Raw genomic sequence first — 24,552 nt, forward strand, 5'->3', positions numbered from 1 at the left:
ATCACCTTTTATAATTACTTGAATATTCATGAAGAGCGGCATATTTTAGATCTATGACCTCCGAATTGATTATAAATACTACGCCCTGGGAGACCAGACTCGCCTTGCTTGAAAACAGCTCGGTAGCTGAGCTGCACATAGAAAGACAGGCTGAAAAGGGTTATGTTGGCAACATCTACAAAGGCCGTGTGGTGAGGGTACTGCCAGGGATGCAGGCGGCCTTTCTCGATATAGGACTCTGTCGCACCGCATTTATCTATGTAACGGATGTATATGACCATCTGTCTGAATTCGAGGCCATGCTAGGTCAGGCCGAATGCGCGGAAGATCCTAATGGGTGCAATTGCAATGAAGATGACCGGATCGATTATATCTCAACCCCTTTCCGCATCGAAGATCTCCTGCATGAAGGGCAGGAGATATTGGTCCAGGTTATAAAGGAACCTATAGGGACAAAAGGCGCCAGAGTGACCTCGCACATTTCCATCCCAGGGCGGCACCTGGTGCTCATGCCCACCATTGATCAGGTTGGTATATCGCGCAAAATAGAAGATGAAAACGAACGGCAGCGTCTCAAAGAGACGATAGACTCCATGCGGCCGAAGGGCTATGGTTTTATTGCAAGAACAGCCTGCGAAGGTCTGGGCCCCAAAGATATACAGACCGAGATGGATTTTCTACTACATCTATGGGAAAATATTCAGAGGAAAAGTGCCGTCGCTCCCATACCAAGCCTTGTCTACGAAGACCTTGACATAACCCTTCGCGCCATCAGAGACCTCTTTACAGGCGATGTGGAGCGACTAGTTGTCGATTCAAATGAGGCGCATGGGCGCATATTGGCCTTTGTAGAGGCATTTGCCCCACATCTAAGGCCCAAAATCGAACTCTATACCCAAACATTGCCTATATTCGACGCATTCGGCATAGAGGTCGAGGTCTCCCGCGCCTTTGAAAAAAAGGTATGGCTCAAATCAGGCGGTTATATCGTAATCGAAAGCACTGAGGCCTTGACCGCAATAGATGTAAATACCGGTAAATTTGTAGGAAAACGTCACCTTGAAGACACCATACTCAAGATAAACCTTGAGGCCGCCAGGGAAATAGCTTATCAGCTTAGGCTTAGGAATATAGGCGGTCTCATCATCATTGATTTTATAGACATGGAGAACCCTGCAAGCAGGGAGGAGGTCTTTAAGACCCTTAAGGAGGCCCTTAAAAAAGACAAGAGCAAGGCCAATATATTGAGGATGTCCGAGCTAGGCCTCATCCAGATGACAAGAAAGAGAAACAGGGAAGACCTCAATAGCATCTTATGCGAACCGTGTTTTTATTGCGAAGGCATGGGCTATCTTAAGGCCAAGAGAACCATCTGTTATGAGATATTCCGTTTAATCCAGCGAAAATCAAGGCAATCCAAGTCAAACAAGATAGAAATAGCTGTGCATCCAGCTATCGCCGATATGCTCTTAAAAGAAGAGAGTCAACATGTTACAACACTTGAGAAATATACTGGTCATGAGATAATCGTTGTCTCAAAATCTGCATTTCATCTTGAGCAATATGAAATAACATACTTATAATCCGACCACTTTTTAAAGCGAGGTAACGATGACATTTAAACCTGGTTCGCTCCCTCTCCTCATAGGAAGCCTGCCGCTTACAGATCACGCTGAGGCGACGGAGCTGATGATGAAATATACACCTGAAATCCCACTCTGGGTGCAGCTTCCGTGCCATCCCAACGAGAGGTTGCTGAGTCAATTCTCGGAAGGTCTTCCAGGTATAAGGGGCGAAGGAGATAATATATATTTCGAAACGAGCGGACCCGACTTTGAAAAGGATCTCGTGACCTTTTATGAAAAATATCTGGCAGTTACAGAGGGCATTGCACCGCTTGAAGGGTCGATCTTTGCCTTTTCAGAGACGACCGGCAAGGGACTCAATGCCCTTCTTGCGGCACTTCGAAAGATCGAGACTAGACCTCTGGCCTTGAAGGGTCAGATCACTGGGCCGTTCACTATGCTCATAGGGCTCAAAGACAGCTCGGGCCGTGCCGTCTATTTCAACCCAACCCTTAGGGAAGCAGTGGTAAAGGCCTTGGGCCTCAAGGCTGCTTATCAAGTCCATATACTAAAGACCGAGGTCGAGCGGGTGATCATCTTCCTTGACGAACCTGCACTGGCAGGCTTTGGTTCATCCGCCCTGATCGGTATACCAAGGGATGATGTGGCGTCGGACCTCAAAGAGGTGATCTCAGCGGTCCACCAGGCGGGCGGTCTGGCCGGAATTCATGTCTGCGCCAATACCGACTGGCCGCTGGTGCTCTCCTTGCCTATAGATATCTTGAGCTTCGATGCATTTGGTTATCTTGACCGCATCCTCCTGTTTAAAAACGAACTGATGAATTTTCTCAAAAGGGGTGGGGTTATAGCTTGGGGTCTTGTGCCAACGCTAAATGAAGAAGATCTAAGGAATGCCGATACAGACGGATTACTTCTACGCTGGCAAGAATGCGTAGACGGACTCGGGGCCGACAGCTCATTGATCCTCTCACAAGGCCTCATCACACCAAGCTGCGGGACAGGGCTTCTGCCATTGGACCTGGCCGTTAAGGCAATGGCACTTACCCGTAATCTCTCCATGAACATAAGATGCTGATACTGGCGGGCGACATAGGTGGCACCAATGGTAGGCTTGCCATCTTCAGAGACGATATAATACTTTTTGAGCGCAGCTATCCATCTACTGCTGTCGATTCACTTGCCCAATGTCTGACCGCCTTTCTTCGAGACGCCGAGAGCATACTCGGTCCGTTAAAGATCAAGATAAAAGGGGCATGTCTAGCTGTTGCAGGTGTTGTCGACAAGGAAAAAGGCGAGGCTTCCACCATTAATCTGCCGTGGACTATAACCAGCCTGGAGATGTCTCACATACTAAACATCCCTAATCAGATGGTCATGCTTATAAACGACATCGAGGCCGCTGCCTTCGGGGTCATGTCGCTCGGCTCGCACCAGATGGTGAAGATCGGTGGTCTTGAGGCTACAGACCGTGGGCCCAAGGCGGTAATCGGTGCAGGGACAGGTCTTGGCGAGGCATTAATTGTCCCATTGGATGATATGAGGTTCAAGATACTGGCGACTGAGGGAGGGCATGTCGATTTTGCACCAAATAGCCCTATTGAGATTGAACTCTTAGAAAGTCTTGCTAAAAAATTCGGCCATGTAAGCGTCGAAAGGGTGCTCTCAGGACCCGGCCTTATGAATATCTACGGCTTTTTGGCAGACAAAAACGGCGTCAACCCATCATATCACAACCCTGCCGAGATAACTGCATCCGCCATGGCAAACAAGGACGGACTCTGCACAAGGGCGCTTGAAATATTCTGTTCGATATACGGTGCAGAAGCAGGAAACTTGGCGTTAAAGTGCCTTGCTTCAGGCGGTGTATATATAACGGGCGGGATAGCACCTGCAATCCTCCCTTTTCTGATCAGATCCGACTTCAGAAAGACCTTTGAGACCAAAGGGCGTCTGACATGGCTGCTGCAAAAGATCCCTGTCTTCGTGGTCATGGAGCAAAAATTGGGGCTTATTGGGGCACAAAGGGCTATCCGAGAATATCCTTTGCCCATTTGAGCACATGTGTCACCCTCTGAGCAGCCACATCCAAGGCCTCTTCATGGGTAAACCAACGGTATTCGTCGTGTTCAGGCCTTCCGATCATAGAGTTAAGCGGAAGGTCTACCGTAATACTCTTTGTCTCGGCAATGTAGTAACGAGCCACCTTGCCGTTATTATACGGCTCCGTCTCCCGATAGTCATAGCCCCAACGGAATTCCAGATCTTTTATGGTGGTTTCCTCCTCCACCTCACGTATCGCAGCTGCCACAGGCTCTTCCCCTGGCTCCACAATGCCCTTCGGGAAGTCCCAATACTTGTAAGCCCGAAGCATGAGATATTTCCAGATGCCTTCTTCCCTCCTTACCACCACAACGCCTGCCGAAAGGGTCTTTACCTGCATATCATCCTCCGTCAAATGATTTTTATAAAAGGCCCTATTGCCCCGAGATCCAGAAACTCCTGCATCATTTTGCAAGAATTATATTATTATTATAAAATCAAATCGATAAGTCATGACCAAAAAAAATAGCGATCCGCAAGGCGAACAAAAAATTGGTCACAAAAAGAAGAGGAAATTTAAATGCCATGCCTGCGGCAGAGAACTACTATTTTGCTGGAACTGCCCTTGTGGCTTTGAGATCTGTAATGACTGTCTCAAAGAAAACATGTGGGGCATGAGCAATGGTGTCACCTGGATCTGCCCCGACTGCGGCAGAATAAGGGGTTTTTAATCAGGCTAAGGCCTCGACTTCATCTATCATTTCATCTATTACGCCCAAGCCTTTGCGCCAGAATGCAGGGTCACGTATGTCAACCCCGAATGGCTCAAGGAGTTCGTACGGGCTCTTACTGCCGCCAGAGGCCAAGAGTTCCAGATAGCGATCGACAAAGCCAGGAAACCCATCTTCATAAAGCGCATAGAGCGACAAGACAAGCAGCTCTCCAAATGCATAGGCGTATACATAGCCAGGCGCATGGAGAAAATGCCCTATATAAGACCACCAGAGCCCGTAATCATCGGTCAGGACAAGGCCATCCTGAAACATCTCGCGTTGGGTCTTGAGCCAAAGGGTACAAAAATCTTCCAGAGACAGCTCACCGGCCTTCCGCCTGTGATTATGGATGGCGTCTTCAAAGCGGTTCATGGCAATCTGGCGAAAGACGGTTGCAAATATAGATTCTATCTTAGAACACACGAGGCCGAGACGTTCGTCGCGGGCCGATATCTTCTTCATCATATCTTTGAAAACCAGCATCTCGCCGAATACTGATGCAGTCTCAGCAAGCACAAGGGGTGTCCGGCTGTTAAAAAAACCAACCTGGCCAGCCAGTACCTGATGCACGCCATGGCCAAGTTCGTGCGCAACGGTCTCGACGTCCCGCAAATTTCCCGAATAATTAACAAGCACATAGGGATGTGCATCTGGTACGGTTGGGTGCGCAAACGCCCCGCCGATCTTCCCTGAAACAATAGGGGCATGTATCCATCCCTCGTCAAAAAAACGCCTTGCCAACCTCAATATATCTGAGGAAAAACGGCCGAAGGCCTCAAGTACTATATCCTTACATCCTGACCAAGATATCTCGCTGCGAGGCAGTGCGGCCACCGGGGCGTACCTGTCATAATCATACAGTACCTCGAGCCCAAGGAGCGAACGTTTTATTTTATAATAGCGGCTGACCAGGTCGTAGCGGCCGATTACCGCCTCGACAAGGGCACCTACAGTCTCAGCATCTATCTCGTTGGCCAGGTTCATGGAACTTATCCAGTCGGGATATCGGCGCAGCCTGTCTTCTATCATCTTATCCGCAAGGATCGTATTAAATATGTGAACAATTACATGACATTCATCCCTAAGGCCTTCTGTAAACTCGGCTGCAGCGTCTTTACGTTTACCGCGTTCCGGCGAGTAAAGGTCGGCAAGCACCTCCTCCTGCGTGCGGCCATTCTTACCGAAACGCTTGAAGGCGAGGACCTTGTCAAAGAGCTTCGTCCAAGCAGAACGGCCTGCAGGACTGATGTCTACGAGGAGACGTTCCTCGGTTTCGGAAAGCAGATGGGGCCTGTAGCGTCTGGCCGATTTCAGATAATGCCGATAATGTTGAAGCGTCTTGTAAGAGAGTAGGAGATCCGCCTTCTCGTCCGGGGTATTCGCCCATTCGATATCAAAGAAGACGACCTCTCTAGAGATACTGCTTGAAAACTCCGTTATCCTTTGGAGAAAGGCGCCGGCTTCCGGGTCATTTACGCGCGTTGCAAAGACAAGCTGTGCAAAGGCCTCAAGACGGGCGACGGCCACCGCAAGCCCTTCCATCTCTTTGATGGCCCCATAGAGCCCTTCAGCGGATAATTCCGCCACCTTACCTGCGTATCTTCTGGCAAGGTCAACGGCCAACGCGCCTGCCTTGTCCATGTCTTTCTTTATCCTGGGATCGCCGAGGCCGGTATAGAGGCAATCGAGGTCCCATATGACATCAGATACATTCAGTCCTTTTGGGCTATCCATATCAACATCTCCATCTCGAAGCATCCAGGGATCTTATGGAATAGAATGAAAAAAAGAAATAGACAGGCGGACTATAACTGACCGGTGTCCCCATGGGGAAGGAAGGCATATTTATACGCGCCGCCGCTCTCAATGCGCACCCATCCCCCTTTTGCCAAGGCCCACCACTGCCCGCCGTCAAATTTTGCAGCAAGCGCCCCATGATAAGCCATCATCCTACGCACTTCTTCTATTGTATATGGATTTTTGGCCATCCCGTTTACTCGAGCATCTTTACAGGCAACCATCAAGGCGGAGCTTAGGATGACAAAGATGATCCAAAAAAATCTAACGACCGACATGCGGTCAAGGTTCAAAAAACGATAAGACATGGAGGTCTATTTAAAGGATTGATGGCCATAAGTCAAGAAAAAAATCCCTTTTCACAGGCTATTCCCATTCCCATACGCCGCTAGCCAGATAGGACTCAACCTGAATGGAATCTCAGACACATGAGAGTGAGGATACCAAATCAGGCCTGATGATTTGTAATAAATTGAGAAAAAGGGTTTTCAGCCAAGTTGACATGGGGGGGGGGGGGGTAAGTATATTAATTTATCTTTTTATTTATTTTTTATTAATTTCAATGCTAATTTTGTTGTAAAATGATCAATAATACCAAGCTTCAGACCCTATCAGACGGGTTTGATTCAATATCAAGGAGAGGACTCATGAAACAACACATCCGTTCCGTCTATTCCATCCGCTTCCTTATCCCGGCCCTGGTTGCAATAATGTTCATTGCAACCATTGTCACCATATCTGTCAATTTTCTGCTTATATCCCTGCACGAAACAGACGCTGCTGCTATAAACATGGCCGGCAGGGAGCGTATGCTGAGCCAGAAAATGACCAAGGATGCCGCTCTTATTGTAAAGAACGACTCAGAAGAACAAAAGGGGCGGCTCATTGATGACCTGAAAGAGGCGTCAACACTCTTTGATAACTCCCTTAAGGCGTTAAAGGACGGCGGTAAGGATTCAGGGCTTTCACCAGCTACAAACGAGAGACTTGTCTCTGAATTAAATAAACTCGAAGACATCTGGAGGCCTTTTTATTCAAACGTAAAGGGCATTATGGAGGCGAAAAAAGGCTCGCAAGAGGTGGAAAGCGGGCTTAAATATTTAAATGAGCACAACCTTGAGCTTTTGAATCAGGCGGATGCCGTCACCAAGGCCCTCGAAGACCTCTCTCACCTCAAAGATACCTACGCCAAGATATTCCAATACATCACGCTGGCAGGCGGTGTCTGTTTCATAATCATCGTCAGCTTCTTTACAAAGAGACTCATCATAACCCCGCTTGAGAGGGCCCTGGGCGCCATCAGAGAGGCTGGATATGGGAGATTTGAAAGGGTGCTTCCTCCGGTCGGGCCACGTGAGGTAAGGGAACTGTGTACGGCCTTCGACTCCCTTTCTTCAGGCATGATAGGGCAGTTTTCCACGTTGAATGCACAGAACTCCGTCATAGAGAAGGTCAAGGGGTCCATAAAGGCATCAAACAACAACATCTTGAAATACGGCGATGAGATAGAGGCAATAGCCGAGGATGTGGCCTCAGCCGCCACCCAATCCATGGAGAACCTCGACACAGTGGCCACGGCCACAAAGGACATGTCCACCGCCACAAACGAGATCGCCCGCAGCGTCGCTGTCACGGCTCAAAAAACCAACGACGCCCAGTCGCAGACTGCTGCGGCGGCAAAATCTATAGGAAGGCTCTCAGAGAGTTCAGAAAAGATAGGCGCCATCATACAGGTGATAAACAACATCGCATCCCAGACCAACCTTCTTGCACTCAACGCCACCATAGAGGCAGCCCGTGCCGGCGAGGCGGGCAAGGGCTTTGCCGTAGTAGCCAACGAGGTCAAGGAGCTTGCCAAGCAGACAGCGGGCGCCACTGAAGAGATCACCCATATGATCCATGCCATTCAATCAGACACCACAGAGGCCGTAAAGGCGGTAGAGGAGATCACTCAGGCCGTATCAGAGGTAAATGACCTTGCAAACACCATTGCAAGCGCCACTGAGGAGCAGACAGCGACCGTCTCCGAGATCACGCGCAATATAGACCAAGCCGCCGAGGGCGCAAGGCGTGTGAAGACGCAGGCGGATACTTTGCTTGAGCATACATCCAATTTTGCGTATATCCGCAGGGCGTTGGGGCTCGGCGAGGACGCCATGGCCGCAGTGGTATCGGATATCACCATCCTCATGGCCCAGGTCTCGGTCAATACAGAGATCATGGACCGCCTGCTCGAATATACGCCCGACGTCTCCAGGGTCAAGAACATCATATGCCAACATATGCAATGGAAGGAAAAGGTGATAGGGGGTATTGTCGAAAATGTCCCGCCTGAGGTCGAGACAGACCCGCACCGCTGCGGCCTTGGAAGGTTTTTAGAGGTCTATCAGCCAGATTCCCCGGCCATAAAGGAGCTGATTTCAAGGCTTATACCGGTACATGAAAGGCTTCACAGGTCAGCGATAGAGGTACAAAAACGCATCGCCTCAGGGCAGATCGACTCGCTGATGGAGTATTTTGAAACTGAGGCTGACCCGCTTTTTAAACAGACGATGGAGTTGTTATATCAGTGGATGGCCCTTGCAAAATGAGAGAAATCCTTGACAGTATCGCCGATTGCATCCTGATAATTGATAAAGACTTTAACATCGTCTTTGCCAACAAGGCGATCCTTGATCTTTGCGGATTAGAAAAAGACGAGGTGATCGGAGAGAAATGTTACGTCTTTGACCACAGGTGCAACATGCCATGTTCCCCGGCTTTAAAGGGTTCATGCCGTGCAACATGCCCCCTCACCGAGATATTCAAATCCGGAAAGCCTGCTGTATCCCTGACCCACCGGCACGTCATGCCTGACGGCATGGAGCTGTTGTTCGATATCACCGCCTCCCCTATAAGAGATGAAAAAGGAGATATCCAGGTCATTGAAGTGATGAGGGATGTGACTGAGCGCAAGAAGACAGAGGAGCTGTTTCAAAACCTGCTTCAGGTGATTGATGAAGGGTTTATCATTATAGACCGTGATTTTAAAATCATATATGCAAACAAGGCCTATACCGATGCCTGCAAGAGGCCAACTGAAGATATATTGGGCAGACACTGTTACGCCATATCCCATCAATTCAGCAAACCCTGTTATGAATATGGGGCAGAACACCCATGCACTGTAAAAGATGTATTTGACACAGGAGAACCATCCAGGGCGCTGCATACCCATTATGATAAAGAAGGAAGACCTATTTATGTAGAAACAAAGGCGTATCCCCTGTTTAAAGACAAAGACGGCAAGGCTGCCCTGGCGATCGAGATAATAATTAACATCACCGAAAAGATCCGTCTCGAAAAGCAGCTCCTTCACGCCCAGAAGATGGAGACAGTGGGTACCCTGGCAGGCGGCGTAGCCCATGACTTTAACAACATCCTTACGGCGATCATCGGCTATGGCCAGGTGGCCTTGATGAAGATGCCAAAGGACGACCCGAACCGGAAATACATCGAAAGCATGCTTGAGGCCTCTGACAGGGCGGCCAATCTTACTGGAAGCCTCCTGGCCTTCAGCAGAAAGGGCATAAGCGACAAGAGGCCCGTAGAGCTTAATGCAGTGATAAAGGATGTGGGAAAGCTGCTCAGAAGGGTTATCGGGGAGGACGTGGAGCTCAAGACGGTGTACGGAGGGGATGATGTCACGGTCCTTGCCGACAGAAACCAGCTCGAACAGGTGCTCATGAACCTTGCCGTAAACGCCAGGGACGCCATGCCCGATGGCGGGACGTTCACCATTACAACGGCAAAGACAACGATCGACGAGGGGTTCGTAAAGGCCCACGGCTACGGAAGACCTGGAACCTATGCCCTCATCACCGTAAGCGATACCGGCATAGGCATGGATGAGGAGACACTGGGGCACATCTTTGAGCCCTTCTTTACCACAAAGGAGGTGGGTAAGGGCACGGGGCTTGGGCTTTCCGTGGTCTATGGTATAGTAAAGCAGCACGATGGGTTTATAAACTGTTACAGTGAACCAGGAAATGGGACTACGTTCAGGATATACCTGCCGGCCATCCAACCCGGCGCCATAGATGCGCCGCACGAGGAGACCCAGGCTGTAGGCGCCGCTTCCCTACAGGGGACCGAGACCATACTCCTCGCGGAGGACGACGACGGCGTGAGGGGGTTTACGAAGACCGTGCTCACCGATGCAGGCTACAAGGTCATAGAGGCGGTGGACGGGGAGGATGCAGTGAGGAAGTTTATGGAAAATAAAGACGCGATCCGTCTGCTCATCTTTGACCTTATCATGCCCAAGAAGACAGGCAATGAGGCCTACAACGAGATAAAGGGGCTTGCGCCGCAGATAAAGGCCATTTTTGTTACAGGGTACTCGCCTGAGCTGGCAGGCCGTAAGACCTCGCCCGGAGAAGGCGTGCCTGTGGTATATAAACCCATCTCGCCCAAGGACCTGCTGAGGGAGGTGAGGGGGGTGTTGGGGTAGAAGGGATGTTGAAATTAAGATACGACATGAGGCTTGGACCCCGCAATATCAAATATGTCTTATCTATACTGACGTCTTCGTTATGGATGATAATTGGATCATCTGGAAGCGCCTGTGCGTTTCAGGCGCACGGCTCTCCAGAAGGACTCTATGCCCATCAATTCGCTCACATACTGTATGCATCCTCGGTGACATGGCTGGGCTATAGGATTAAAAGGAGCGGACTCATGAAAAACAGGCCGTGGAGACTTATATCCATCAGTATGTTTATCCTTGCCTGGTGGAACATATGGGCGTTTTGCGGCCACATCATTGAATATATGCTTCCATCGGGGCATTTGGGGCCTATACCGGGTACAGACAGGCCTGGGATCTTAGTGGCATCATGGCTGGATATAGCCTATTACATACTTAAATTCGACAATCTCATCTCCGTCCCCGCCCTGTGGCTTATCTATATGGCGCTTGCAGAAATGAAAAAGACTGTCAAATGACATATCTATCACTCTATCCCATCGTGGCCGTTGATATGCTTGGCTGCCTGGCCATGATAGCCATTGCGACAAGATGTCTTGCGCTGGCCTATGCAATATACCGCTCAGATACCGACAACGCCCTTTCAAACTATCTCCTACTCCTAATAGCGGCCATATTTATCTTTTCCATCTCGAGATCACTCGGCCATATTGTAAAATACATCCTACACCTTTTCGGCTATATCTCAGTCTGGGAAAAGATATCTCCTGTCAGCGGGTCTATCAACACCATAACTTTCGTCATAATAGCCTCCGTCACTGTATTTTTTGATCGGGTCCAGGCCGTAATGGACAAGATGTTGCATGACAGAATCAGCATAGAAAAGACGAGTAAAGAGCTGCTGCAACTAAATAGAGAGGTTGAGATGATAGTCTCGGAACGGACCCAGGCCGAGATGGCGCTAAGAATGGCCCACGAGGCGAGGAACCCGGTCATGATCATCGGCGGACTCGCTAGAAAGGTCTTGAAAAAGATGCCGACAGAAGACCTGGAGCGGCCGTTGATGGAGATGATAATGGTACAGGCCCAAAGGCTTGAAGAGATGATATTGAGGTTTGAAGAGGCAATCTCTAGGACAAAAAAATACTTTTCCCCACAGGAATTAAACGCCATAGTGGAGGAAACCATCGAATTTGTAAGACCCGAGGCCGAACAAAAAGATATAGTCCTATTTTTTGACAGATGCCCTGTAAACCTCTCCTTCCAGGGAAACAAATACCTGATAAAAGTGGCCATTGCTCACATTATAAGAAATGCCATAGAAGTATGCGGCCCTGGGAATTCTATCGAGATAACCACTGATCTGGCCGGGAAGACAGTGTCTGTCACAATAAAAGACAATGGTCCAGGCATACCCGATGAAATCAAACCGCATATCTTTGAACCGTTCTACAAGACACACCACGGCGAAACAGGTTTAGGTCTTCCATATGTAAAGCAAATCATTGATGAACACAAAGGTGAAATACGGATTACAAGCGCCAAGGGGAAAGGGACTACGGTCGAGATACGTATCCCGACGCACATATCGGAGATGACGAATAAGGCTTAAGTTTCTATATTATCTACTTGATTTTACCAGTCTAGTTTGGCATCTTATAACCATGTAACTTAACCTGAGATGGGACTCTACAAGGGGTAAAGATGAGAAGTGACCAAATGAAAAAAGGCGTGGAGAGGGCCCCACACCGCTCCCTTTTTAAGGCTATGGGCTATATAAACGATGAACTGAGCCGCCCGCTTATCGGCATAGCAAACTCATTTAACGAGATCATCCCAGGCCACATCCACCTCAGGCAGATAGTCGAGGCGGTCAAGGCAGGCATCCGCATGGCAGGCGGGACACCCATTGAATTCGGGTGCATAGGGGTCTGTGACGGCATAGCCATGAATCACCCTGGTATGCGATATTCCCTTGCCAGCAGGGAGCTCATCGCCGATTCGGTCGAGGTCATGGCCCAGGCGCACCCATTCGACGGCCTTGTGCTGGTCCCAAGCTGCGACAAAATCACCCCCGGAATGCTTATGGCCATGCTGCGCCTCAACATCCCTGCTATAGCCATAAGCGGCGGTCCCATGCTGACAGGCGAATGGAGAGGACGCAAGGTCAATCTTATAACAGTGTTTGAAGGGATCGGCCAGACAAAGGCCGGCAAGATGACGGAGACGGAGATCTCTGAGCTCGAAGATGAGGCCTGTCCAACCTGTGGTTCCTGTGCAGGGATGTTTACTGCCAACTCCATGAACTGCCTAACAGAGGCCCTCGGACTTGCACTTCCAGGAAACGGAACCATACCGGCGGTGGCTGCGGCCCGCATAAGGCTTGCAAAAGAAACCGGGATGCAGATCGTACGCCTGATCGAAAAAGACCTGAAGCCAAGGGATATCGCGACGCCTGCTGCGTTTAAAAATGCTATTGCCGTTGACATGGCCCTTGGCTGCTCCACAAATACGGTCCTCCACGTCCCGGCAATCGCACACGAAGCTGAGATCGATCTCCCACTCTCAATCTTCAACGAAATAAGCCTCAAATCCGTTCATATCTGCAGCCTCATACCGTCAGGCCCTCACAGCCTTAAAGACCTCCACCTTGCAGGCGGCGTCCAGGCCGTTATAAAAGAACTGACGACGCTTTCGTTAATAGATATCAAGGCGTTGACAGTTACCGGCAAGACAGTAGGGGAAAATATAAGAGATGTATACGTGAAAGATAGAGACGTCATAAGACCTGCATCAGATCCATATCATAAAGAAGGAGGGATTGCCATACTTTACGGCAGTCTCTCGCCGAATGGTTCGGTGGTAAAGCAGTCCGCCGTAGCGCCTGAGATGCTGAGACACGAAGGCCCTGCACGGGTCTTTGAATCTGAAGAAGATGCATATGGCGCGATACTCGGCGGGAAAATAAGGCCTGGGGACGTGATCGTGATACGTTACGAAGGCCCTAAGGGTGGACCTGGCATGAGGGAAATGCTCTCTCCAACTGCAGCAATAATCGGTATGGGTCTAGGCAAGGATGTGGCCCTCATCACAGATGGAAGGTTTTCAGGCGGAACCCAAGGTGCGGCCATCGGCCATGTCTCGCCTGAGGCCGCGGAGGGTGGCGCAATAGGACTTGTCAGAGATGGTGACATCATCAAGATAGACATACCGGCAAAAAGGCTCGATCTGCTTGTAGATGAAAAGGAGCTCGAAGAGAGACGCAAGACCTTCAAGCCCATAGGACCAAAGGTCACAATGGGATATCTTGCAAGATATGCTGAACAGGTCACAAGCGGTGCAACAGGCGCGATACTCAAAAAATAAATAATCGGAGGTACAGATGCCTAATAAACTTAAACTTCTGATACATGTTGCCCAGGCCGATAAATGGGACACTGCCGCAGGAAACGCCATAAATTTTTTAAAAACCAAACAAACGGGAGAGGAACTCAGGGTTAGGATGATTGCAAATGCAGACGCCGTAACAAGATGCACACAATGCGATAGGCCCCTTTTTGACGTATTAAAACAGATCGTCCTGGAAGGCGGTGAGATATACCTGTGCGAAAATGCACTCAGGAATTTTGGGATCCATGTCTCCAGACTCCCCGAGATATTCAAGACCGTGCCGGCTGGCATTAGGGCGTTGGTCGAACTCCAGAACGACGGTTGGCGCTATGTAAGGCCGTAAAGCCGTAAAAATGTTGAGGGATTCAGTTGGGTCTAGATTTCAATGACCAGATAGTGTCTGACCTCTCTTATTCGATCTATCCGAGCTGGTTCGAACCCGCCATGTTAGGTGCCAAAACCTGTAATAATCGGATGCAACTATATCACAAGGCGATATGCCCACCTTCTGACAGAGGCGACATAGATTTTCTTTGTTTCTACAGATTACGTGAAAGGCGCACCATCTCTTTGAGCTGAAATTTTCATGTATGGCAATATGACCTTGTTCGGCCCATGAGATTGCGTGCAATATCTCGTCAAGCCTGAAAAAACGGATACCCAATTCTTCTGTTGTAGCCCCTAAAATATCCACCAAATCCGAAAAGGGGTCGCCTTTGCGCCTCACCACTGTTAATAATCTCTTTTTTAAGTTATTATAAATAATAAAAGGTCTCTAAATGAAATTTAGTCATAATTAATTATAATAGCGGCAGCGGCAAAAGAAAGGAGAAATATGTCGAGGACATCGAAGATCAAAAGAAAGACATCCGAGACCGAGATAAGCCTTGGCCTTGTTCTGGACGGTTCCGGAAAGACTTCCGTCAAGACTGGAATTGGTTTTTTTGACCACATGCTTACACTTTGGGCCGTCCATGGATTCTTTGACCTGGATCTTGCAGCAAAAGGGGACTTGGACGTGGATTTTCACCATACAGTGGAAGATATAGGTATTTGTCTCGGCAAGGCCATAGCCGATGCCATTGGCGACATGAAAGGCATAAAACGTTATGGAGGCGCATCGGTCCCGATGGACGAGGCCCTTGCCAGGGTGGATGTCGATGTATGCGGGAGACCCTTTCTGGTCTTTGATGCCAAGCTGTCGACTGCCAAGATCGGGGGGTTCGATGCCGAGCTCATAGAGGAATTTTTAAGGGCAGTCGCCATAAATAGTGGTATTACCCTCCATGTTCATGTACCTTATGGTAAAAACAACCATCACATTGCAGAGGCGATCTTCAAGGCCTTTGCAAGGGCGCTCGACAAGGCGCTGCAGCTTGAACCAAGGCTTTGTGGTAGGCCGCTTTCAAGCAAAGGTGGATTTAATGTTGGCTCTCAATAGAAAGGAGATATGATGAAATCAATTCAGGCTAGAAGATGCCTTTTTATTTTATGCCTCATCCTCTCAGGTCTCATATTTCAATCCTGCGCAACAGTATTCTATAAAGAGGCCGCTCCTCCGCTCCCAAACATAAAAAGTATAGCCGTCCTTCCTATAGACAGGGCGGTCACCAAGCCTGGGCAGGAAAAGGCCACCTGCGCCCTGAGCGACACAACCTTCGATACAAGCAATGTCCCGCCTGAAGCAAGCTCCAAACTCACCGAGACGCTTGTCAGCCTTCTTAAAGACGATCCGAGGTTTAGGCCGATCCCCGAAGGGGAATGCATCGGTTTCTTGAATGCCTTTTTAAAGGCCGACATAAAGGCCTCCCAACTGCACCTTATTCAATCATTTGGAAGGGAGCTCGGGGTTGAGGCCGTTTTATATGGCAAGCTTTACAGGTTTAATGAACGCATAGGCTCATCCTATTCCGTTCAAAGGCCTGCATCGGTGGCATTTAGCTTGCACCTCATAAGGGTATCCGACGGGGCGGTTCTGTGGCAGTACACCTTCGACGAAACACAGCAACCGCTTACTGAAAACCTTTTAAAAGCCAACCTGTACAAGGAATCGGGTCTGAAATGGCTCACAGCCGATCAGCTTGCAAGCTATGGGATCACACAGGCATGTAGATCGCTCAAAAAAAGGCTGCCTTAATCTGAATTCCATAGGATAATACCTTACAACATGGATGTTGCAAACAATCAAGTAGTGGAATTCCTTGAAAATCAGCGCTTTTTTACGGCCATGTGTATAGGCAAAAAGGGCAATCGTTACCACCTTCTCACGCACCTCGGGAGGGAAATGAACCTCCCTGAGACAAGGTTTCTCCATGTTTCGCCGCAGCGGATAAAGACCGCTACAAGGAATGAATACCTTCAGGAGCTTCGATCGATTTTTGCGAAACGCGACATTTTGAAGACGGCGATCAACATACCCGAGTTATGGGAATTGGTCAGGGATGACAGGGAGATTTGGTCTCCAACAGAACTCACAGGACTTGCCTTTAACGTCGAAGACATCGGGCCTGATCACGAAGCGGCTGTGATAAGGGCCGTCATAGACGAACACGTGCACTTCAAATTCAGGGATGGCATGATAGCCGTCCAGACAGCGGAAAACGTCGGGCGCTTGCTGGAGCAAAAGATGCTCGAAAAAGAAAGGCTTGAAAGGTTAAGTGCAGGTCTGGGATGGCTAAACACGATATGGGGAGACGCCAAGGACAAATTGCTCTACGACGCCAAAGATCCGGATATCTCCTATTGGGTCGAAGCCATAAAGGATTTTTGCATAAAAGGTGAGGAATCGGGATATGCAGCCGAGGTGAAGGGGCTGTTTAAACAAGCCGGCCTAAATCGGCCTATGGTACCGTTTTATACCTTGGTGAAGACTGGGATATGGGGTGAAGATGAGAACCTAGAACTGTACCGTTTCGACATCAAGGCCGACTTCCCACGGTCTGTAATCAATCATGCCATGGAATTGGCTAGATCGACATTGGATACCAAGGGTCTACGCGACCTCACGGAAACCTGTATTTTTACCATCGACGGTCCTGAAACCACCGATATCGACGATGCGCTGAGCTTTGAAAGATGCGGAAACGGCCTTGAACTTGGCATTCATATAACCAATTTCGGCGCCAAGATAGACCCAGGATCTCCTGTTTTTGAGGAGGCATTGAGCAGGGCCACTAGTATATATTTGCCTGACCTCACAATACCCATGATCCCGGATATCCTCTCTTCGAACGCCTTCAGCCTCAATAAAAACGAACCACGGGCGGCGTTGTCGTTTTTTGTAAAACTCGACAAAAATGGTACCATACTCGAGACAAACATAGAACGTACTCTAATACGCGTCAGCAATCGAATGAGCTATGAAGATGCCGACTCAGAAATAGAAAAGGGCGGCATATTCTCAGAGGCATATCAACTCGCTAGGATGCTTCAATCCGCAAGGATCGAGAAAGGGGCATTACCTCTTCCAATTCCTGAACTTGTCATAAGATTTGACTCGGAAAAGGGTGTGATGATAAAACTCACCAATCCTGGGCCGGCGCGTTTCCTTGTGGCGGAATACATGATCCTGGCCAACAGAATTGCAGCCGAGTTCCTGAGAGACAACTTCATACCGGCCCTTTACAGGAGCCAACCGCCGCCAAGGGAACAGATCATCTCGGGCGCCGAGACTGACATTAAGGCCAACTTCAGACAAAGACGTCTCATAAGCAAAGGCGGGCTTGTCAAAAAACCCGAAGCCCACCACGGTCTGGGGCTGGCCGCCTATACAACCGTTACATCGCCGCTGAGGCGGGGCCTTGATCTCCTTATGCAACAGCAACTGGACTCATTTCTAAGATGCGGATCGCCGCTGCATGACATAGAGGGCCTGGAAAAGATGTCAGCAACCCTGCAACATGGCCTTGCGGCCGCATCTGCGATCAAACAAACAAGGATGCGGTATTTTGTGCTCAAACACATGGAGGGTCGTATAAATATGCCTCTTGACGCATGGATACTTGATACAGGTCCGCATAAGGTGGTTGCCGTATTGTCCGATTATCTCATGCCGGTCGAACTGCCTAAGCGTCCTGGCTCTACCTACTCTATGGATCAGGATATAAAAATAAACATAAAAAAGGTAAACGCCAGAGAAAATATCCTGAAGGTCGATTGGTGCAATGGAACCAGACATTAGGCGCCGACTGAACCAAAGGATGTGACGATTTCAAGCTGGTTGCCTTCAAACCTTGACATTTCTTGCCCGCCAGGGCTACCTATAGCCCCTTATTGGGAAAAGCTGCGCAAGGCCATAGAAGACAATAGAGTGGTCATTGTTATAGGTGAAACGGGGTGTGGAAAGACAACTCAACTTCCAAAGATAGCTATAGCGGCAGGTAGAGGCAGACAGGGCCGCATCGTCTGTACACAGCCAAGGCGTGTAGCCGCCATTGCTGTGGCATCCAGGCTCTCAGCAGAGCTTGGAGAAACAGGCCTGGCCGTTGTAGGCTACAAGGTAAGATTTAGGGATCGTACACCAAAGACCGCCATTATAAAATTCGTAACCGACGGCATGCTCCTCGCAGAGCTGCAGAGTGACCCAAGGCTCAGGACCTATGATACAGTGATCCTTGATGAGGCGCACGAACGGAGCCTTAACATCGATATACTGACCGGGGTCATCAAGGGCCTTATGCCATCAAGGCCAGAACTGAAACTAATAATATCTTCGGCTACGCTCCATACGCAGCAATTTTTGAGACTTTTCCCTGACGCCGAGGTGGTGAAGATCGAAGGAAGAGGCCATCCTGTCGATATCATCTACAGGCCCTTTCTTTTACCTGGAGATGAAGCGGCCACTACGCCTGAAGAGCAGGTGGCTGCAGCCATAGATGAACTCCTGGACGGAGGTGGCACAGGCGATGTTCTCGCCTTCCTGGCCACGGAAAGGCAGGTGATTGAGGCGACAAGACTCTTGAAGTCCCGTTGGGGCCGCGATGTATTGATATTGCCCATGTTCGGACGTTTAAGTTTTTTTGACCAACAGCGGATATTCGCCCCGTCACACCAGCGCAAGATCGTCATCGCTACCAATATTGCAGAGACATCTCTCACCATCCCTGGCATACGCTATGTAGTTGACTCGGGACTGGCCAGGATGCTCCGCTACAATATCCGCACAAGGACAACCGCCATGCCTGTCGTCCCAATTTCAAAGGCAAGCGCCGAACAGCGGGCCGGCAGGGCGGGACGCACCGGCCCCGGTATCTGTATAAGGCTTTACAGCAGAGAGGACTTCGAACATCGGCATGATTACACACCGCCCGAGATACTGCGCTCAAACCTGGCCGAGGTGATCTTGAAGCTGATCAGCATGGGGATCAAAGACGTCTCAGGTTTCGCTTTTCTGGACCCCCCATCTGAAAAGGCTATAAAAGAGGGCTTCGATACGCTTAAAGAGCTAAGTGCTTTGGACAGGCAAGGACGAATTACGCCTATGGGCCGTCTTATGGCAAGGCTTCCGCTTGACCCGCGCATTGCTCGCATCATCATCCAGGCCGAAAGGGAAAATGCCTTGAGAGAAGCAATCATAGTAGCAGCGGCATTGGGTATCCAGGATCCTAGAGAACGTCCGGCGGAGAAGGAGGCGCAGGCCGACAGGGCCCACAGCGTCTTCATAGATCAATCATCCGACTTTGCAAGCTATATAAAGATTTGGAACTTCATCCATGAAAAAAGGCAGGCAGGCTTTACAAAGAATCAGATCAGGCGCCTTTGCAAAGACAATCTACTATCTTTTCAGCGTATAGAGGAGTGGATGGAGATCCATGATCAAATACTGGACATCTTGATCGAAACCGGTGGTTTTCATCTCAACGACCGCCCTGCAGGATTCGACGCCCTCCATCGCTCTATTTTGGCTGGTTTTCTAAGCCGCATCGCCTTTCTTAATAAGAAAGAGTCGGTATATGCCGGGGCCAGGGGCACAAAGATCCAAATATTCCCCGGCTCTGGGCTCTTCAAGAGACGGCCGAGGTGGATCGTGGCAGCCGAGCTTGTAAGAACCTCGCAACTCTTTGCAAGGACCGTGGCACAGGTAAGACCTGAGTGGATAGAAGAGCTCGCAGGACCTCTGGCTCAAAGGGAGTATTCAGACCCGCATTGGGAGAGAGCCAGAGGGGAAGTTATGGCGTGGGAGTGCGTAACTGTCTTCGGGCTTGTCGTAGCGGCAAGACGGCCTGTATCCTATTCCAGAATCAATCCACAGAAGGCAAGGGAGATATTCATATCCCAGGGCCTTGCAACGTGCAATCTCAAGGGAGACTATCCGTTTTTGACCCACAACAGGCAGATTATATCCGACTTGGAAGGCCTTGTCGGCCGAATAAGACGGCGTGACATCTATGAAAAAGACACAGCGGCAACTCACCTTGATGCCGGACTCAAGGTGCTTGAAGAGGCCTCAGGCCTTGGACCTATATCGGATGAACGCACCCTTGCCAGGGCGATACGGTTAGTTGGAGACCTGCCTCTGTTTTTGGACAGGGACGCCATCTTAAAAGATATCAAGGCGGATGACATCCAAAACCTATTTCCAGGCCATCTGAATATATCGGGCCAAGAGATAGAACTTGTCTATAGCTTCAGTCCAGGCAACGAAAGAGACGGCTTGACCGCCAGAATACCGCTTGCGGCCATCGGCCGTCTGAGGCAGGAAGATTTCCAATGGCTTGTTCCTGGATTCCTGCCAGAAAAGGTAGATTTTCTTTTACGCGGATTGCCCAAGGAGATCAGAAATAAACTCATTCCTATTGTCGGGACGACAGATGTTATATGCAGACATATTGAGGCACAACGGGATAAAAGTACACTCTTTGACGCCATAGAGGCTACGCTGCATAAATTGTACGACATTACAGTGACAAGGGATCAGTGGCCAGATCAAAGGTCTTTGCCTCCCCATCTAGTCATGAGGTTTGAGGTGATAGATGATGGCGGCAGACCCTTGGCCGCAGGCAGGGATCTTGAGGCCTTGCGCATGGCACTGAGAGAAAAGGTGGCCGTGGATCTTGATATGACCCTGGGCTGGCTCAGGCGCTGTATTGAGAGACCGGTTCCTTCCCTAAACGACCTGCCAGATCTGCCTGAACAGCTGTCAGTAGGACCGGACGGTCTAGGCATCGCCTTCTTCCCTGCCATTGAACGTGATGAACACGGTGGCCTACACATCAGTGTGCTCCGTTCCCAAGACGAGGCGATATCGATGACCCGCCAGTCGCTGAGATGCGAATTCTCCTTTGCCCTCGCAAAGGAGTTGCACTATCTTAAAAAAAATATATCACTTATAGAAGTCCCTCTTAATGTCATCCATTGGGCTGGCGGCGCGGAAAGACTCAAAGAATCCATGGTTGAATGGATCGAAGATGTCTTTTTTGGCCGGTGGTATTGGCATGGTCTGCCTTCCAGAGGCGACATCCTCAAGAGGCTAAAATACCTAAAGGCCAATCTCTATAAAGACGCCCAAATACATTTGAAACAACTCAAATCTCTCATCGTTCAATTGGGCGCAACCATGGCTCAGGTGGAACGATTGGCCGAGCGTAAAGGCCTTGCAACCAAGCAGGCCTACAAGGAGATGCGTATGGAACTCGACGAGATGTTCCCACGCGGTCTCCCATGGGCCGTCGCTCCTACTCCTGAAGAGGCCGGCGACAGATCGGACGAATCATGCGAGGCCATGACAAGACGGCTCAAGGCCCTAACCATCCGCGCCCAGAGGGCTTATACAGACCCCTTGAAGGACGCCGCAAAATCCCAGCGGGTCAGACCGTACAAAGAACGATTGGATACAGCGAATGCCGCTTTCAGTCAAGGGAATAGACCCGCTGAACTCGCTGGGCTCATAGCGGAATTCAGGCTTTTGGTTATAGAATATTATATCTCTATCTTTGCGCCTGAGCTGAAGACCATCGTCACAGTCTCGCAAAAACGCCTAGATGAGAAGTGGGAGCATATCGCAAAGGTCCTACAGGACGGCGCAATGACCAAAAATGGACCTTGAGTCTTGATTGCGAATTTTATCTCGGCAGAGATTCAAATGGAGACATGCGGCCTTCAACACAAAGACCCCCATGTCTCCATCTACATGGATAATATTGATCTAGACGCCTTCAAATTCCTTCGCTGCGGCAAGCGCCTCGGCGTCCACCTTGCCCTTGTCCTTCATCATCGAAAGGATCGCCGCGACAAGATTCATGACAACAAGGACACCTATAACAACGACGAAGCCGCTCATAAAGGCATGGTTTTTTAAGTCAAGCGGGATCCTGCCGTTTCTAAATACATGCGCCACACCTTGGAACCCGTGTTCAGACAGATATCTATGCTCCAGGCTTGAAAATAGAAGTCCAGAGATATCTACACCGAAAATCAGACCCAAAGAACGCATCAATCATATTCAAAATGCCACCAGCCAAACCGAGTTTATTTCTTGGTGCGGCACCCATAATTGCACTATTGTTCGGCGGGGTAAACATACCCATCCCGATACCCAAAAGGATCAATTCACCGACCAAGCTTTCTTGCTGCCTATCAAGCAACGGCCGAGGACCTACGCGCCGATGCCGAGCCTGGCAAGATTCTTCACGAGACAAGGCAATGCGAGCTTGCCCGCTTGAGAGAAATTCCATTTAGCCGCTACTATGGCTCAGTAGATGCAACCCCATTGTTTGTAGTCCTTGCAGGACTGTATTGGCAGCGCACTGCGGACCGACAGACATTGGAGGCCATTTGGCCCCAGATCAAAGCAGCGCTGGAGTGGATCGACCGCTACGGCGATATAGACGGAGACGGTTTTGTCGAATACGGCCACCGTAATACAAGTAGCCTTGTCAATCAAGGCTGGAAAGACTCCGAAGACGCTGTATTCCATGCCGACGGACGCTTGGCTCCTCCCCCCATCGCCCTCGCCGAGGTGCAAGGTTACGTCTATCTGGCGCGGCAATTGGCCTCATCCATGGCCTGCAGTATGGGGGAAACCGCCCTGGCGGCGACTTTGGAAGAAAAGGCTCGCAATCTCCGGGAGCAATTCGAGGAATACTTTTGGTGCGAGGACCTACAGCTATATGCCTTTGCCCTCGACGGCAACAAGCACCCATGCCAGGTACGTACTTCCAATGCCGGACAAGTATTGTTCTCTGGCATAGCTGATCCCAAACGGGCTGCCAAGGTGACACAAACGCTTTTCAGCCCCGATTTGTTCAGTGGCTGGGGCATCCGCACCGTGGGCGCGCAAGAAGCGCGCTTCAACCCAGCCTCATACCACAATGGATCGGTCTGGCCCCATGACAATGCCATCATCGGGTTCGGACTCGCTCGTTACGGCCATATAAAGGAATTGTTGAGGCTCACTTCGGCACTCTTTACAGCGGCGGCATATATGGATTTACGGCGCCTGCCTGAATTGTTCTGCGGATTCCGCCGCCACAGGGACAAAGGGCCGACGCTATATCCGGTAGCCTGCACGCCTCAGGCCTGGGCGGCGGCGGCCCCCTTTGCCTTACTCGCCGCCTGTCTCGGGTTTGAACCCCATGCTGCTCTCAACAAAATCCGCCTGCAACATCCAAGACTCCCTGAATTCATTGACTGGGTACGGATTAAGTCACTGCCCATCGGTAACTCATATCTGGATATACTGCTACGGCGACATGGATCAGACGTGGCAGTGAACGTGTTGAAACGCAGCGGCCAGGCGGAATTGGAAGTAATCCTTTAATGACGCCATTGCTTGTCGCTTGTTTTGTACCTGTATATTAAAATAAGATGCGAAGATTAACCTGAAAAGATTTTACAAAATGTGCAGATGGGTTTAGTTATGGTCGGCTGCTTTAATGGTTGTGCTCATATGCGGTTAACAGAGACATCCAAATCCTTTAATATTCCGTCCCGGATGCTATATATCCAGCCATGTACGTAAAGGTCTCGCCCCTTTCGCCAGGCATTCCTGACAAAACCGGTTCGGCAGACATTGTGCACCTGTTCAATGACATTGAATTCGCACAGCCTGTCAAGCCGCTGCGCGGCATCGAAAATGGCATTGATTTCTTTCATATAGCGCCGGTAAACTTCACTGACATGGCCCAACCAATTGTTGATCAAGCCATATGATTCTATTTCTTCCATATCCATGGCTGTCTTCACGCCACCGCATCCATAATGTCCACAGACAATGATATGCTGCACACTTAGCACCTCTACAGCATATTGAATGACGGCCATACAGTTTATATCAGACTGGACAACTATATTGGCGATATTGCGATGCACAAACAATTCGCCTGGCGGCATGCCAACGATCTGATTCGCCGGAACCCGGCTGTCCGAACACCCTATCCATAAATACTTAGGTGACTGCTGCTTGGAGAGTCTTTCAAAGAAAGCCGGGTCTTCTTTCTTTATGCCGTCAGCCCATGCCCTGTTGTTGTCAAACAAACATTTAAGAGTCATTTTATTTATT

19 protein-coding genes are annotated in these 24,552 nt (G+C 49.7%); 14 read left to right on the forward strand and 5 right to left on the reverse strand.

Annotated elements, in window-relative coordinates:
- Window positions 1-53: 53 nt before the first annotated feature.
- From LGS26_RS07445 to glk, 3 genes are read left to right on the forward strand one after another with little or no spacing between them, the layout of a single operon-like run.
- Window positions 54-1,583, forward strand: a complete 1,530-nt coding sequence (locus LGS26_RS07445) for an Rne/Rng family ribonuclease (RefSeq protein WP_237888258.1) — start codon at window positions 54-56, stop codon at window positions 1,581-1,583.
- A gap of 28 nt (window positions 1,584-1,611) precedes the next feature.
- Window positions 1,612-2,661 carry a uroporphyrinogen decarboxylase/cobalamine-independent methonine synthase family protein gene (locus LGS26_RS07450; protein WP_237888259.1) on the forward strand — a complete coding sequence of 350 codons (1,050 nt, stop codon included), beginning with the start codon at window positions 1,612-1,614 and terminating at the stop codon, window positions 2,659-2,661.
- Complete coding sequence (gene glk, locus LGS26_RS07455; protein WP_237888260.1) at window positions 2,655-3,641, forward strand: glucokinase; 987 nt, start codon at window positions 2,655-2,657, stop codon at window positions 3,639-3,641. The genes LGS26_RS07450 and glk overlap by 7 nt, the downstream gene beginning before the upstream one ends.
- On the opposite strand, the gene LGS26_RS07460 is transcribed toward glk, so the two are convergent.
- The 3 genes from LGS26_RS07460 to LGS26_RS07475 form a co-directional block, all read right to left on the reverse strand.
- The gene (locus LGS26_RS07460; RefSeq protein ID WP_237888261.1) at window positions 3,613-4,026 is read right to left on the reverse strand and encodes an NUDIX domain-containing protein; all 414 of its coding nucleotides are present in this window, start codon (window positions 4,024-4,026) and stop codon (window positions 3,613-3,615) included. The genes glk and LGS26_RS07460 overlap by 29 nt on opposite strands.
- Window positions 4,027-4,357: 331 nt before the next feature.
- On the reverse strand, window positions 4,358-6,133 hold the full coding sequence (locus LGS26_RS07470; RefSeq protein ID WP_237888263.1) for a M3 family oligoendopeptidase: 1,776 nt from the start codon (window positions 6,131-6,133) through the stop codon (window positions 4,358-4,360).
- Between the two features lie 71 nt (window positions 6,134-6,204).
- Window positions 6,205-6,504, reverse strand: a complete 300-nt coding sequence (locus tag LGS26_RS07475) for a hypothetical protein (protein ID WP_237888264.1) — start codon at window positions 6,502-6,504, stop codon at window positions 6,205-6,207.
- 339 nt (window positions 6,505-6,843) lie between these two features.
- Here LGS26_RS07475 and LGS26_RS07480 point away from each other — a divergent pair, with 339 nt between their 5' ends.
- The 10 genes from LGS26_RS07480 to hrpA all read left to right on the forward strand — a co-directional run bounded on the left by LGS26_RS07480 (window position 6,844) and on the right by hrpA (window position 22,098).
- On the forward strand, window positions 6,844-8,787 hold the full coding sequence (locus tag LGS26_RS07480; RefSeq protein ID WP_237888265.1) for a methyl-accepting chemotaxis protein: 1,944 nt from the start codon (window positions 6,844-6,846) through the stop codon (window positions 8,785-8,787).
- The gene (locus LGS26_RS07485) at window positions 8,784-10,688 is read left to right on the forward strand and encodes a hybrid sensor histidine kinase/response regulator (RefSeq protein WP_237888266.1); all 1,905 of its coding nucleotides are present in this window, start codon (window positions 8,784-8,786) and stop codon (window positions 10,686-10,688) included. Before LGS26_RS07480 ends, LGS26_RS07485 begins: the two co-directional genes overlap by 4 nt.
- A 5-nt stretch (window positions 10,689-10,693) precedes the next feature.
- Window positions 10,694-11,182, forward strand: coding sequence for a hypothetical protein (locus LGS26_RS07490; protein ID WP_237888267.1), 489 nt, complete (start codon window positions 10,694-10,696; stop codon window positions 11,180-11,182).
- Complete coding sequence (locus LGS26_RS07495; protein WP_237888268.1) at window positions 11,179-12,276, forward strand: sensor histidine kinase; 1,098 nt, start codon at window positions 11,179-11,181, stop codon at window positions 12,274-12,276. The genes LGS26_RS07490 and LGS26_RS07495 overlap by 4 nt, the downstream gene beginning before the upstream one ends.
- Window positions 12,277-12,368: 92 nt before the next feature.
- Window positions 12,369-14,030: a dihydroxy-acid dehydratase gene (gene ilvD, locus LGS26_RS07500; RefSeq protein ID WP_237888269.1), complete on the forward strand. Its 1,662-nt coding sequence runs from the start codon at window positions 12,369-12,371 to the stop codon at window positions 14,028-14,030.
- Between the two features lie 16 nt (window positions 14,031-14,046).
- Window positions 14,047-14,397, forward strand: a complete 351-nt coding sequence (locus tag LGS26_RS07505) for a DsrE family protein (RefSeq protein ID WP_237888270.1) — start codon at window positions 14,047-14,049, stop codon at window positions 14,395-14,397.
- Window positions 14,398-14,889: 492 nt separating this feature from the next.
- The gene (gene hisB, locus LGS26_RS07510) at window positions 14,890-15,495 is read left to right on the forward strand and encodes an imidazoleglycerol-phosphate dehydratase HisB (RefSeq protein ID WP_237888271.1); all 606 of its coding nucleotides are present in this window, start codon (window positions 14,890-14,892) and stop codon (window positions 15,493-15,495) included.
- 9 nt (window positions 15,496-15,504) lie between these two features.
- On the forward strand, window positions 15,505-16,191 hold the full coding sequence (locus tag LGS26_RS07515; RefSeq protein ID WP_237888272.1) for a hypothetical protein: 687 nt from the start codon (window positions 15,505-15,507) through the stop codon (window positions 16,189-16,191).
- 30 nt (window positions 16,192-16,221) lie between these two features.
- Window positions 16,222-18,234: a ribonuclease catalytic domain-containing protein gene (locus tag LGS26_RS07520; protein WP_237888273.1), complete on the forward strand. Its 2,013-nt coding sequence runs from the start codon at window positions 16,222-16,224 to the stop codon at window positions 18,232-18,234.
- Between the two features lie 21 nt (window positions 18,235-18,255).
- Complete coding sequence (gene hrpA / locus LGS26_RS07525) at window positions 18,256-22,098, forward strand: ATP-dependent RNA helicase HrpA (protein ID WP_237888274.1); 3,843 nt, start codon at window positions 18,256-18,258, stop codon at window positions 22,096-22,098.
- A gap of 99 nt (window positions 22,099-22,197) precedes the next feature.
- Here hrpA and LGS26_RS07530 read toward each other — a convergent pair whose 3' ends face one another.
- Window positions 22,198-22,485: a hypothetical protein gene (locus LGS26_RS07530; RefSeq protein WP_237888275.1), complete on the reverse strand. Its 288-nt coding sequence runs from the start codon at window positions 22,483-22,485 to the stop codon at window positions 22,198-22,200.
- 225 nt (window positions 22,486-22,710) lie between these two features.
- On the opposite strand from LGS26_RS07530, the gene LGS26_RS07535 reads away from it, so the two are divergent.
- Window positions 22,711-23,811, forward strand: coding sequence for an amylo-alpha-1,6-glucosidase (locus tag LGS26_RS07535; protein WP_237888276.1), 1,101 nt, complete (start codon window positions 22,711-22,713; stop codon window positions 23,809-23,811).
- 125 nt (window positions 23,812-23,936) lie between these two features.
- Here the strand turns inward: LGS26_RS07535 and can are convergent, their stop codons facing one another.
- On the reverse strand, window positions 23,937-24,542 hold the full coding sequence (can, locus tag LGS26_RS07540; protein WP_237888277.1) for a carbonate dehydratase: 606 nt from the start codon (window positions 24,540-24,542) through the stop codon (window positions 23,937-23,939).
- Between the last annotated feature and the right edge of the window lie 10 nt (window positions 24,543-24,552).

This window comes from Dissulfurimicrobium hydrothermale, assembly GCF_022026155.1.
Lineage (GTDB): Bacteria > Desulfobacterota > Dissulfuribacteria > Dissulfuribacterales > Sh68 > Dissulfurimicrobium > Dissulfurimicrobium hydrothermale.